Source organism: Paenibacillus soyae (genome assembly GCF_024623455.1).
GTDB lineage: Bacteria > Bacillota > Bacilli > Paenibacillales > Paenibacillaceae > Pristimantibacillus > Pristimantibacillus soyae.
Map to the genome: position 1 here is coordinate 55748 of NZ_JANIPJ010000026.1, position 12680 is coordinate 68427.

Below are 12680 nucleotides of genomic sequence, written 5' to 3' on the forward strand. Positions count from 1 at the left end.
AGCATTCGACTCATTTAAGCAACCACTCTTTTCTTCTTCCCAACTAGTGCAAGTGCTGAAGCCAGTAGGACAATTGCATTGAGATATTGACGAGCAGTTACTTTCTGGATTCCCCAGACGTGCACGTCATCCGCGGTCAAATTAATTTAACCCCCAGTCTACTCGACCGTTTAACGTCATGTAAGTTAGGACACGATACTCGCGAATGCAAAAAGGCCGCCGCGATTGCGGACGACCCTTGCGCGATTACTCTTTCGCTAACGACGTTCGTTTGCGAAAGAAGTATATAGATGGTTTACACATTAACAGGGTACTTTCGTCTTTTTCCTGTCTCTCTACTCTCCAGATTTCCATTGGCCCCAACTAGATACTTCCCAAAACTAAATATGTTCACTAATTTAATTATAATTATCGATGTGACAACAGCAGAAACAAACAATACCATCATCTTGCCATATCCAAGATTAATACCGAGTACTCCAAGCGTTTTATTAATAACCATTAAACATAACAGATGCACTAGATATATCCCGTATGAATATTTACTTACGAATAGGAGAAAACTAGGTTGTTTACTTAGCCTAGAAAATATCAAGAATAGTACCAATACTATATTAATAGTGAACGGTATCATGTCCATGCGCTTTGATCCATAACCAAATATCCCTGATTGGTTGTCAAACAAAATTATGGCTAAGGTCAAAGGCAGCGAAGAATATATCCATATTTGGTACTTGCGGATAATCTGAATAAAATACTCATAGTTTTTTCCGCAATAATAAGCTATAAAGAAGTAAAACACCCATCCTAGACAAAGCGCCCAAAAGCCCCTGTCCCAAAAATAGTCGGTAAATGCAGTACTTTTCGGAGTAACTAGGTTAAATATTCCAAGATACATGATGTTTACAAAAAGGGAAACTGAAATAATTGTTATTGGACGATGTTTGTAAAGATATTTGGCTGTTATCTTATGAAGTATATAGAACTGAAACACAACCAAAACAAACCAGCCATGATACCCACCTAGTAAATTCACAACGATGTTAGTCGGTATACTTGTAGGATTACCGTAGTGATCCGCTACCGCATATATGACTGCACAAGTGATAAATGGAAACAAAATGAATTTAATTCTTTTCCAGTAAAATCCATCTGGTAAGTGCAGCGGATAAGAACGCGCTAGAATTAACTCCGAAATAAAAACGAAAGTTGGCGTTCCGAATGCCAGTATACCTGCAATGGATAAGAACACTTCATCAGTAAGTGTTGACTCTTCACTCAACTCAAACCCAACAGTGTACTTAATAGAATGCAGTAAAACAACGCAGAGACAAGCAATTGCCCTTATTGACTCAACTTCGGTTATCCTTTTCCTTTTCTCACCAAACCCACTAATTATAACTACCTCCCAAAAGGAATTGACTATGGACAAGGATACCACGAAATCCATACTCGGGGAATACTTCATTCCTCTGGACACCAACATTTTGTTACAGGCAGGTAAAAACCTTACAGTTTGATCGCTATGTGAAGAAGCTTGATACCGTTACCACAAGCAAACCGTTCATTTTTGCCCAGCTTATGCAGTTTATATCCCTCGAAGATAATAGCCTGGCCCTTTAAAACAAGAAGGCTTTACAGCAGACAGTTCAACTGGAATTGATCAGCTCGTCTCAACTCTCCCGGTAGCTGCGGGAACTTGATCCCGCTATGTTTGACGCTATGTTTCATGATCTGGTGTGGAAGATCACACGCCATATCGGTGTGTCATTCACGCTTCATCTGGGGAACATTCAATCTGGGGAAATACCTTGTCGATCATACCAGGATTGTAGAGTCAACCCACTCTTGCGATAGGCCTCAACCTGCTTCTCCTAGTGAGATAGCAACGTTGGATAGGTCATGCTATAGCACTACTCTCGTTCTCGTTGCCTTTAAGGTGACAGTTCTTGCGGGGCTTGAAAACGTGGGTTTTATTTGTCAATTACCTATAATTGCGAGAGGTATGATTTGCACAAGTACCATACCTTTAAAGATCTTGAGAGGAACATTAAGGCCTACATCGATTTTTACAATCACGACTATAAGCAAATTTAAACGACCTTAGTCCGATGGCATGTAGGACCAAGGCCGCCTAAATTTTTAATTATTTGCACTGCCCACTTGTCGGGGTGTAGTTCAATTTTATGACGCTCTCTATTCATATGAATTGTATACGTACTATTTATTGTTTTTCATGGAGACACTCTCTTGAACAAATCGGCCCCCATTGGATGCGATTAGACGAATACGATTATTACTATCGGCTGCATTGTCTTTTAAAGCGATCGAATTATCTTCGATTGTGATTTTTGAAGCAACTTGACCATCGGCCTGAATTCTGATGCCATATCTTGCAGGCGAAATGATTGTATTTCCGGTTATTGTTAATTGGCTGGGGTTGCCAAACGAGAGAATTCCATCCGAGCCCGCATTGATTATTGTGTTGTTTCTAGCGATTGAACCAGCAGTGAGATAAATACCTTCCTTCGAGGGGGTATCCAAGTCTTTTTTATAAAATGTATTTTCGATTGTGTTCCCTACGAAAGTACCTTTCCCTTCGATACCATTTTCTACAGTGTTTGTAATTTTATTATTTGTAACTAAAATGTCTTCTGCCGTGCCGTACGGATTCTGAACAAAAATACCGTTACGAGCAACTGCCGAATTTGCACCGGCTTCGGTACTAATTCCGCCGATATCGTTCAATACATTGTTGGAGATTGTAATTCCCTTGTTGACATTCGATCTGTTACTGGAATATCCTTCGATCCCTCTGTAAAAAGTATTTCGAATATTGTTTCCATCGATCAGCACATTTTTCGACTTTATAAAAGTGATCGCTGCATGTCCACGAATTTTTTCAAAAGTCGAACCAACAACCTTAGCGCCTACCACATTCTTCAAATAAACAGCGTTGCCTTGATACGTAGGATTTACTCGGTCATTTCCGATATTATCAAACTTGCAATTCTGAACTGTTACATTTTCAGAACCATTATCGCTGTCAACGTTAATTGCATTATTCGCAATATGGTGAAAGTAAGAATTCATGATTGTTACATTTTTTGAAGCCGTGACGTTAATGCCGACTTTTTCATTCAAGAAATTATTGCCATCTACTTCAAAACCGTCTAACACAACATCGTGTACTTTGTACATCGTAATCATAGCTTTCGGTTTCAGAAGCAGTTTGGTCTGATTTCCGATCCACGTTTCTTTACTTTTAAAACTAACCTCAGAAACCCGAATCACGCCTGCAGGAAACTGAATAATAGTATGCGGAACAGATTGAGCTTTTTTAATTGCAGGGGCCCAGTCTTCATTAGCCGTCCCGAGGTCCTTGACATGGGATTTATAATCGACAAGATTAATAACCACACTTCCGCTTGCTGCATGTGCCGCATTCACCCAGCCAACAGTTCCAATCGACATCACCATTATAGCTACACATAAAACTTGTATTAGTTTTTTCATGAGCCCGACACCCCGTCGCTTTTAGTGACGATAAAGAGAAGACCCTTGGTCTCAGGATTCTCCTCTTAGAGTGCGAGCCCTGAAAACCTTTCGGAAACTGGCTGGCATATGGTTTCCCACTTAGCCCCTGTAGCTTTGCGCCCTTCGTTTTCACAAAGTTTGCCTTTATCGTTTGTTTTCATGTATATAAACACTTTACTATTCTCACAAAGTTACTATCTCAAAAAAATAGAGACCCTGATTTCAGGATCTCTTTGGGTACAAAGTCCTGAAAACCTTTCGGGAACTGGCTGGCATATGGTTTCCCACTTAGCCCCTTTAGTTTTGCGCCCTTCGCTTTCACGAAGTTTGCCATTATCGTTTGTTTTCATTCTATTCGACAACAACATTTATTTACATAGATATAGTAACATTGAGAAGTAAAAAAAACAAGCTCTTTCGACAAAAACTCTTAACTATTCAGGTCTTTAGCAACGGGTTGTTCTAGTGCTTTATTCCCCTTCTTAATGTTCTTCATATCGATAATCATATCTTTATTTAGGTACAAGACAACTAACATAGCTATAACGCTAGTCACGATTCCCATGACATTGGCCCCGTTGATACAAGCAAACACAACTAGGCCATATATGAAAGAGAGGGCAACTATTTTGTTCCAACGAACGACAAAATGAATTAATCTCTTGGCAAACAACCATCTTAGCAGCAGCATTGTAAGTCCACCCAATATTTGAGCGAAGGCTACCCCCAAAATCCCGTAATGATTGACCGTTAAGTACGAAAGAATAATTGTTGTAACCGCTCCGAATACCGTTGTATAGAACAGAATATTAGTCTTGCTTCTCGCCTGAAAAATAGCCCCTACGTTAGTGGACATCGTCATAACCAGCGCATACACCAAAAAGATGGGAACCAGAGTATATGATTCTGAGTACCCCGTATTAGAGATGAAATGGTAGAATATTGATATAAATGGAATTGCAAATATGCACATAGTCAAGAAAAGCTTGAATACAAACTGTATAATATTAGAAAAGTATTGATCAATGTCCTTTTCTTCATTCTTAATAATTGCTTCCTCGATCAATGCCATTGAAATTACTGTGCCCAAAGTAGAGATAATGATACCGAATTTCATTGCAAATGAATACAATCCATTATCGTATGCACCAAGTTGACTTGTGATAATCATCCTTCCAAATCCGGATATTAAAAAAACTGATGCAAGATTGAGAACCAACGGCAGAGAGAATCTTAACATTTGCCACAATAAATGCCACTGAAATGTACCAATCTTCAAATATTTCAATACGCGTATCTTAAACTCTATAACCACGATTATCGACAGCTGGCCTATAATATAAGACCAGAACAATCCTTTTCCGCCCATTTTCAAAACGCATATCATCAAAATAAGCATTGTAAAATTTAGAATTGTCCCTATAATACTGGAAACAACATATACTTGATTAAATTTCAATGCCCTTGCGTAATACTGCCATACCTGCGCGGCCCCATATACAATAATCATTAGAAAGGTGTACATTGCAACTTGACTGCTGGTAAATGCTATTATTATAGATGTTGCCGACATCATAATGATGATAAATAGAATAATCCGAACAGAAGTGGCAATAACATGATTACGTTGTTCCTCATCTTTCTCAGCTACTAGGAAACGCAGAATAGCTTCCCATAATGCCAGGAACATTATTGGTGAAACGGTGCTCATAATGGTTTGGGAGTAATCAAACACACCCAATTCTTCAACGCTTACAAAATAGGCATAAAATGGGATGATTATGGCCATTATGATCTTTGAAGCAGAATTGCCAATGAAATAGAGTCCTGTTTTTTTTACTATACCCTCATCGATTGCACTCATATGATTATTTTCCTTTTTTTGATTAATAATAAAAACCCCAAACAACCCATTCTAGGAGTGGTTTGGGACTCAGCCTCAATAAGACCTCCGTTCTCTTTGCTACCCGATTATTTCCCAATACATTCGTAGATCAAGCCATCTGAAGAAACGACATCCAGACAGTTCCGTCCATCCAGAACAATGGCCTTTTTCATTAATTTCTTGTAATTTTTGGATTCGTACTGTTTGATTACATCCCACTCCGTGAAAATAAAGCAAATATCCGCACCATTAATTGTCTCTTCTATACTCTCATAATATGAAAGATTGTCGAGCCCTTCGACTCCAGTCTGTTCTATGTACTTCTTGAAATTTGGAACCCCAATGGGATCAAAGGCTCTCACATAAGCTCCATCCTCCAATAGAATGGGGATATTTACAAGCGATGGAGCCTCTCGCAAATCATCCGTTCCCGGCTTGAAGGTAAGCCCTAGTACAGCGACAGTCAGACCCTTGAGGTTATCGTAATATTTCCTCGCCTTCTTGATCAACTTGAGCTTCTGCTGTTCATTCACCTCAATGGCTGCCTTTACTGTCTTCAACTCGTAATCATTCATGCTGGCCAACCAGTGAAGTGCCTTCGTATCCTTAGGGAAGCAGCTGCCACCGTATCCTATGCCCGCATTTAGAAACTTGCTGCCTATACGCGGATCGAAGCCCATGCCTTTAGCCACATCCTGCACATTCGCGCCAACCAGTTCACACAGATTAGCAATCTCATTAATGTATGAAATCTTGAGTGCCAGGAAATCATTAGATGCGTATTTTATCATCTCTGCGCTTCTGCGGTTAGTCACTAACAGAGGTGCCTCGAAACCTTTATAAACCTCACGCATGATCCGCTCCGCCTGGCCGTCTTCCACACCAACTACAATCCGGCTGGGGAACAAAGTATCGCGCACCGCCGTCCCTTGTGCTAGAAACTCAGGATTGGAAACCACATGAATCATGACCTCTGGCACTTTATAGTCATGCATGATCTTCTCAATCTTCTCATTCGTGCCAATCGGTACCGTTGACTTCAATACTACGGCGCAATCCCGCCGCACCGTTTCAGCAATTTGCTTTGCCGCACTGTAGACATAGGTCAGGTTCGCAGACCCATCCTTCTTCTCCGGAGTGCCAACACCGATAAAAACGATTTCCGCATCCCGATATGCGCTCTCGTAATCGGTAGTATAATGAAGCCTCTCTGCGTTACGTGCCATCAATCCCTCTAGATCCTGCTCGAAGATAGGAGAAACGCCTGACTGAAGCAATTCTATCTTCTGCTTATCTACATCCACACACGTCACATCATGTCCCTTTTCGGCCAAACAAACTGCTGTGACCAGCCCCACATACCCCGTTCCAGCTACTGCTAATTTCATCTACTATTCTCTCCATCTCTCTAATTCTTACTTACTTTTACTTTTTCTTAAGTGGAGCTTAAACCGATCTTCGAATTACGCTTCGGTATATCAAATGGTACAACGACTTAACAATAATACTTACACTCGTTGTGGTTTTAATAGCATCCACTAAATATTTTCGAGCTCTCGCATACTCCCCTTTATTAACAAAATAACGCCCTAACGTAAGGGAGTGCGTGGCGGTAATTTTCCTACTGTTATATTTTTTCTGCAATTGCAATTGATTATTTATCTTGCTATGGAGAATATCATGTCCGGTGATAACTTTCGTTGACGAGCCGGTGATACTATCATCGTGAATATAATATCTGATTAAGGGCTCTTCGACTCCTACGACATCATAACGCTCTGCAATCTTTAAGTATAAATCCCAATCTTGGCAACTCGGCAATGTGACATCAAAACCGCCGATTGCTAACAAAGCTTCCTTCGAACATAACACCACAGAGGTACTGCCAATAAAATTTTCACATAACAACCCGTACATGATATCTTTATACCGATTTGGAGAGTACTTTGATACCCGGTTTCCCTGATTAATGTACACATTATAGATTCCCGTGTATACCATACCTATGTTCTTGTCCTTTAATGTGGAAACTAGTTTCATTTGTTTTTCGATTTTATTTTCCAGCCACTCATCATCACTATCCAAAAAAGCAATATATCTCCCTTTGGACAATTCAATGCCAGTATTTCTCGCGGCCCCTCCACCACGGTTTACACTATGTTTATAATAGGTAATATTTGGATGTTTTTCTCGATAGGAATTCACTACTGTTTCCGTATCATCCTGAGAATTGTCATCGACAATAATAATTTCCGCGATTGGGTACGTTTGATTCAATACGCTATCCAAAGCTTTCCAAATTGTCTTCGCTCTATTAAATGAGGGAATTACTACACTGACGCTATACTGATCATCTATTAATTGTCCCATAATTTCTTAACCATCCTTCATATTGAATTGATACATGGCTTACATGGCGCCGCTCTTATGATGAATAACCATTCTTATTGTTCTAAAGATAATTTTTACATCCAACCATAACGACCATTGATCAATATAGCTTGTATCTAGTTTTACGACCTCTTCGAAATCCGTAATATTGCTCCGTCCGCTTACCTGCCACATACCGGTTAATCCTGGCTTAAAGCTAAGCCTTCTCCGATGATAAGATTCATATCGGTCCACTTCATCAATAGTAGGCGGCCTTGTTCCTACTAAACTCATATCGCCTAGCAGCACGTTAATGAACTGCGGAAGCTCGTCCAAGCTGGTTTTCCGCAGAATATGCCCAACCTTCGTTATTCTTGGATCTTCCTTCATCTTGAACATAAACCCGCCGCTAATCTGATTCTGTTCCATTAGCTTTTTCTTCCGCTCCTCTGCATCGGCATACATGGATCTAAATTTATAGATCTTGAATCTCCGACCATTCAAGCCCACGCGCACCTGAGAGAATACCGCAGGCCCCTTGGACTCCAGCTTTATGAGTGGAATAATAAGTATAGACAAAACTCCGGCGATAATCAGACCAACAACAGCTCCTACAATATCAATCAAGCGCTTAATTAATAAATTCACGCGATTTATCGTGACGGAATGGAACGTTAATACGGGGAAGGTTCCGATGCTAGATAGATGAGTGCGCGAAATCTGGAGGTTATAGAAGTCGATGACCATCCTAACCGTTATTCCCATTTGCTCGCACTTCAGTATGTACGGTTCTATTTTCCCGACATAGTTTCTTGGTAACGCGAAGATGACTTCATCAATAACTTCGTTTTTCACAATGTCCTCTAGCTCCGACAGGTAGCCAAGGTGATAACCGCTTTTTAGTCGTTTCTCGGTATAGGCTTGTACGTAACCTATAACATCTAGTTGGACATTCGTTTTGGCCAAAAATCTTCTTAACTTCTTAGAAAGCGCCGGTGTACTCACTATGACGACTCTTGGTCTGTTCTGAGTGCCATACTTCTTGGTAAGCTTAATGTTGATGAATCTGACGGCGCTTAGCAGCACGGTAGACAAGCATACATATATACCGATTAGCAGTCTGCTGATATGAGTTTCTTTGATAAAAAAGAATAGCGCTCCCAGCAGAATGACTGATGCAATGGAGGAGAAAATTACACTCCTAACAATGCGATCCGAATAGGTGAACGTCGTGCTGTCATACATTCGTTGGACATGCATGGAGAACAGCCACACGGTTGCGAAAATATATAAAATCCACACATATTCGCCGATTGCCATTAACGCCGAAAATTGCCCTGCAAAGGCATAAGAAACAATAAATGATAGTACCAGAGCTGAAACATCAATAAAAAACTGTCGCAAATTAACTGAAGCTAGCAAATTAGATCTATGCATTCTGTCCTACCTACCCGTTCTTTTTAAATAAGTATAATGTACCATATGCTTCGACAGCCATCTACTATTTTTTTGCTATGACGGTAATTCTTTGGCCCTCCAAACTTCTAACCTTGGTGTTTTTTTAATATTTTTTGGAAGCCGTGCTTGTTTATTCTTGCGGGCTCTATTATAATATCTTCTAACGTATAGTCAACTAGACCTATTGGTGCTGCGGAGCTATTAATAAAACAGGAGGTGAGATAAATGAAAAAGACATGGGAGAAACCAGAAGTTAAATCTCTGGAAGTCGCAAAGACAGCTTACGGCAACGAGCTGAAAGTAAACCCTGACGCCGTTATCACGGTCGGTAAGTACACGTTCTACTCGTTCTCGTAATTTCTACTTACACAGCTTGAGTCAATCAAAAAAGAAATCCAAACTTCGTTCGCGAATTTGCGATTTCTTTTTTGTTTAATATAAAACCTGACATTGGAGATAAGCAAAATGCAACAGCAATCCATACAACTAACGGACACAATCGCTGTTAATGAAGATGTCCTCGCGACAGAGCTCGACGGCGAGATTAGTATGCTTCACATCGACTCCGGAAATTACTACACGCTGGACGGCGTGAGCTCCGATATCTGGCTTCTGGCAAAGAGTCCGATTACCGTGCAATCCATTGTGAGTCGACTTCTGGATATGTATGACGTAGATGAGCCTACGTGTACCGCGCAGACCATTGAGTTTATTCATAACCTCGTTTATCTGAAGCTCATTCGAATTGTTGCTTAGCGAGCTAACCGGCAAGTCAACTTATATAAAAATACTAGAGTGGAGAGACAAATCGATGAAAAAAGTAAAAAAAGCGATTATTCCCGCCGCCGGGCTCGGTACCCGCTTCCTGCCGGCTACTAAAGCGATGCCCAAGGAAATGCTGCCGATTATTAACAAACCGACTATTCAGTACATAGTAGAAGAGGCTATCGAAGCCGGAATTGAAGACATTATTATTGTGACGGGCAGGGGCAAGCGTGCCATCGAGGATCATTTCGACAACTCGTTTGAGCTTGAAGGGAAATTGCTTGAGTCCGGTAAGCTTCAATTACTTGAAGAAGTACAACGTTCGTCACAGGTTGATATTCACTATATTCGCCAGAAGGAAGCACGCGGTCTCGGCCATGCGGTCTGGTGTGCAAGACGCTTTATCGGCGATGAGCCGTTTGCGGTGCTCCTTGGCGACGATATAGTAACTGGCGACGTTCCTTGCACGCGCCAGTTGATCGAAGAATACGAGAAGAGCGGAAGCTCGGTAATCGGTGTTCAGACGGTTCCCGACGACCAGACGAACCGTTACGGAATTATTGATCCATCCGAGCAGGACGGACGGCTATACAAGGTCAATCGCTTTGTAGAGAAGCCTGCGCTGGGTACAGCTCCTTCGAATCTTGCCATTATGGGCCGTTACGTATTCACACCGGAGATCTTCGACTTCCTGGACAAGCAAGAGATCGGGGCCGGCGGAGAGATTCAGCTGACCGATGCTATTCAGAAGCTGAATGAGCTCCAGAACGTATATGCCTACGACTTTCAAGGCACACGCTATGACGTAGGAGAGCGGATTGGTTTTGTCCTGACGACGCTAGACTTTGCGCTCAGAACCCCCGATCTGCAGAAACCACTCATTGAAGCCATGCAGGCGCATCTTAATCGGCTGCTGGTCAAGTAAGAGTGCGAACACCTCACTTCAGGAGGAGCAATGTTAACTAAGCTGAAACGACTTACTTCTTGGCATAACTACATCTGGCTCGCGAAGCAGGTCGACCGCCACAAGGGTCCCCTGCTTCTCGTTATTCTGCTCCATGTTCTGGTCTCCCTAAGCGGCGTCGCCGTTGCGGCGGTGTCCAAGCTGCTCATTGACGCCTTCATGGCTCACGATAAGTCGCTGACGGCATGGTTAATCGCCCTTTTCGCGCTGCTGCTTATCGCGCAGACCTTCGCCAATCCTTATCTAACTTACCGGACTGGCAAGCTGCGAGAGACCATGAGCCATGGCATTCAGCTGAGATTCATGGAGCGGTATTACCGCACTGACTGGAAGGCCTTAAATAACTATCCGAACGGCGACATTCAGACCCGGCTTGTGAGCGACGTGGGTAGTGTGGTAGACGGATGGACCAATACCGTCCCCACCATCATCGCCATGATTTTTCAGCTCATCGCCGCATTTGGCACTCTGTGGTACTTCGATCCCACGCTGGCCATCTACGCCTTCCTGCTCGGTCCGGTGTCCATCCTATTCAGCTGGTTAATCGGACGCAAGCTGAAGCGCATGCAGCTCCAGGTTCAGGCATCCGAGAGTAACTATCGTTCGTATCTAACCGAGAGCGTTCGTCATATTCTCATTATTAAGACCTTCGAGAATCAGCGAAGGAATCTTGATCAGGTTCAGTCGCTCCAGCAGCAGAAGCTGTTCTGGGTGCTGAAGCGTAATTTGTTCAACGCCTTGGTCAATACGGTTATTACGCTCGGTTACCGTGCAGGCTTCTTCATTGCCTTTATTATCGGAGCCTCCCGACTTGCGCGAGGTACGGTCTCCTTCGGCACATTCACCGCATTCCTGCAACTAGTTGCCTATGTCCAAGGGCCAATGGAGGGCCTATCGCGAACGCTACCTATGATTATCTCGTCTCTGGCATCAGCCGAGCGGCTCCGCGAGATGGAGCAGCTCCCCAATGAAGATGACCGGCGGCAGGTTGAGCATTCGCCGAGCCAGACGACTGCGCCTATTGCGTCGGTTGACTTCGACCGCGTCTCGTACGGATACGATCCCAATCAACCGGTGCTGCGGAACATCTCGTTCACCATCCAATCTGGGGAAATTATCTCTATTGTCGGCACCTCCGGAGAAGGCAAGACGACACTGCTGCGATTACTGCTGGCCCTAATTACCCCTCAGGAGGGGCAGTCGTATATTCGGACCACTGCCGGCGAAGCGTTGCCCATTGGCGCCGACACCCGCGCCTACTTCTCCTATGTGCCGCAGGGCAACACCTTATTCTCTGGCACAATTAGGGATAACCTTATCATGGGCTACCCGTCCGCCACCGATGATGAGCTCCGCGAAGCGGCTCGCAGCGCATGCGCGCTCGACTTTATCGAGAAACTGCCGCTCGGCTTCGAAACGGTTATCGGAGAGAATGGCATTGGCCTATCCGAAGGCCAAGCCCAGCGAATAGCAATAGCCCGAGCACTGCTAAGGCCTGCCCCTATTCTTCTGCTGGACGAAGCGACATCGGCGCTCGACCTTGATACTGAGATGGAAGTACTTAAACGAATCAAGCAACTTTCGCCGCATCGTACCTGTATCGCGATTACACACCGGCTCTCCGTCATCGACATCTGCGATCAAGTGTACAGAATTCGTGAACAACGGCTGCTGAAACTTACTCAGCAGGAATAGAAAAGG

10 protein-coding genes, 1 pseudogene and 2 riboswitches are annotated in these 12680 nt (G+C 43.0%); of the genes and pseudogenes, 4 read left to right on the plus strand and 7 right to left on the minus strand.

From position 1 onward, the window contains the following. Positions 1–14: 14 nt before the first annotated feature. The 7 genes and pseudogenes from NQZ67_RS26270 to NQZ67_RS26300 form a co-directional block, all read right to left on the minus strand. Positions 15–140, minus strand: a pseudogene (locus tag NQZ67_RS26270) (transposase); the annotation flags it as partial. A 155-nt stretch (positions 141–295) separates the two neighbouring features. Further along, entirely contained in the window at positions 296–1468 is a 1173-nt protein-coding gene (locus tag NQZ67_RS26275) for an acyltransferase family protein (protein WP_257451841.1), read from the minus strand. Positions 1469–2220: 752 nt separating this feature from the next. Continuing rightward, positions 2221–3516, minus strand: a complete 1296-nt coding sequence (locus NQZ67_RS26280; protein ID WP_257451844.1) for a right-handed parallel beta-helix repeat-containing protein — start codon at positions 3514–3516, stop codon at positions 2221–2223. An 89-nt stretch (positions 3517–3605) separates the two neighbouring features. After that, positions 3606–3690, minus strand: a riboswitch (cyclic di-GMP riboswitch). A gap of 104 nt (positions 3691–3794) precedes the next feature. Then, a riboswitch (cyclic di-GMP riboswitch) is annotated at positions 3795–3879 on the minus strand. Between the two features lie 88 nt (positions 3880–3967). Continuing rightward, a complete protein-coding gene (locus NQZ67_RS26285; protein WP_257451846.1) occupies positions 3968–5401 on the minus strand; it encodes an oligosaccharide flippase family protein in 1434 nt (477 codons plus the stop codon). Between the two features lie 107 nt (positions 5402–5508). After that, positions 5509–6810, minus strand: a complete 1302-nt coding sequence (locus tag NQZ67_RS26290; RefSeq protein WP_257451848.1) for a UDP-glucose dehydrogenase family protein — start codon at positions 6808–6810, stop codon at positions 5509–5511. Positions 6811–6868: 58 nt separating this feature from the next. Beyond that, a complete protein-coding gene (locus NQZ67_RS26295) occupies positions 6869–7792 on the minus strand; it encodes a glycosyltransferase family 2 protein (RefSeq protein ID WP_257451849.1) in 924 nt (307 codons plus the stop codon). Positions 7793–7831: 39 nt separating this feature from the next. After that, on the minus strand, positions 7832–9229 hold the full coding sequence (locus tag NQZ67_RS26300; protein WP_257451851.1) for a sugar transferase: 1398 nt from the start codon (positions 9227–9229) through the stop codon (positions 7832–7834). 246 nt (positions 9230–9475) lie between these two features. On the opposite strand from NQZ67_RS26300, the gene NQZ67_RS26305 reads away from it, so the two are divergent. The 4 genes from NQZ67_RS26305 to NQZ67_RS26320 all read left to right on the plus strand — a co-directional run bounded on the left by NQZ67_RS26305 (position 9476) and on the right by NQZ67_RS26320 (position 12674). Further along, positions 9476–9607, plus strand: a complete 132-nt coding sequence (locus NQZ67_RS26305; RefSeq protein ID WP_257451853.1) for a paeninodin family lasso peptide — start codon at positions 9476–9478, stop codon at positions 9605–9607. A gap of 108 nt (positions 9608–9715) precedes the next feature. Further along, the gene (locus NQZ67_RS26310; protein WP_257451854.1) at positions 9716–10006 is read left to right on the plus strand and encodes a PqqD family peptide modification chaperone; all 291 of its coding nucleotides are present in this window, start codon (positions 9716–9718) and stop codon (positions 10004–10006) included. A 55-nt stretch (positions 10007–10061) separates the two neighbouring features. Then, the gene (gene galU, locus NQZ67_RS26315) at positions 10062–10940 is read left to right on the plus strand and encodes a UTP--glucose-1-phosphate uridylyltransferase GalU (protein ID WP_257451855.1); all 879 of its coding nucleotides are present in this window, start codon (positions 10062–10064) and stop codon (positions 10938–10940) included. Between the two features lie 30 nt (positions 10941–10970). Further along, complete coding sequence (locus NQZ67_RS26320; RefSeq protein WP_257451856.1) at positions 10971–12674, plus strand: ABC transporter ATP-binding protein; 1704 nt, start codon at positions 10971–10973, stop codon at positions 12672–12674. Positions 12675–12680 lie beyond the last annotated feature (6 nt).

What these genes read in the sequence shown, in the direction of transcription:
- NQZ67_RS26275 (WP_257451841.1), bottom strand. Translation starts at nt 1,468, where the DNA reads ATGAAGTATTCCCCGAGTATGGATTTCGTGGTATCCTTGTCCATAGTC.
- NQZ67_RS26280 (WP_257451844.1), bottom strand. Translation starts at nt 3,516, where the DNA reads ATGAAAAAACTAATACAAGTTTTATGTGTAGCTATAATGGTGATGTCG.
- NQZ67_RS26285 (WP_257451846.1), bottom strand. Translation starts at nt 5,401, where the DNA reads ATGAGTGCAATCGATGAGGGTATAGTAAAAAAAACAGGACTCTATTTC.
- NQZ67_RS26290 (WP_257451848.1), bottom strand. Translation starts at nt 6,810, where the DNA reads ATGAAATTAGCAGTAGCTGGAACGGGGTATGTGGGGCTGGTCACAGCA.
- NQZ67_RS26295 (WP_257451849.1), bottom strand. Translation starts at nt 7,792, where the DNA reads ATGGGACAATTAATAGATGATCAGTATAGCGTCAGTGTAGTAATTCCC.
- NQZ67_RS26300 (WP_257451851.1), bottom strand. Translation starts at nt 9,229, where the DNA reads ATGCATAGATCTAATTTGCTAGCTTCAGTTAATTTGCGACAGTTTTTT.
- NQZ67_RS26305 (WP_257451853.1), top strand. Translation starts at nt 9,476, where the DNA reads ATGAAAAAGACATGGGAGAAACCAGAAGTTAAATCTCTGGAAGTCGCA.
- NQZ67_RS26310 (WP_257451854.1), top strand. Translation starts at nt 9,716, where the DNA reads ATGCAACAGCAATCCATACAACTAACGGACACAATCGCTGTTAATGAA.
- galU (WP_257451855.1), top strand. Translation starts at nt 10,062, where the DNA reads ATGAAAAAAGTAAAAAAAGCGATTATTCCCGCCGCCGGGCTCGGTACC.
- NQZ67_RS26320 (WP_257451856.1), top strand. Translation starts at nt 10,971, where the DNA reads ATGTTAACTAAGCTGAAACGACTTACTTCTTGGCATAACTACATCTGG.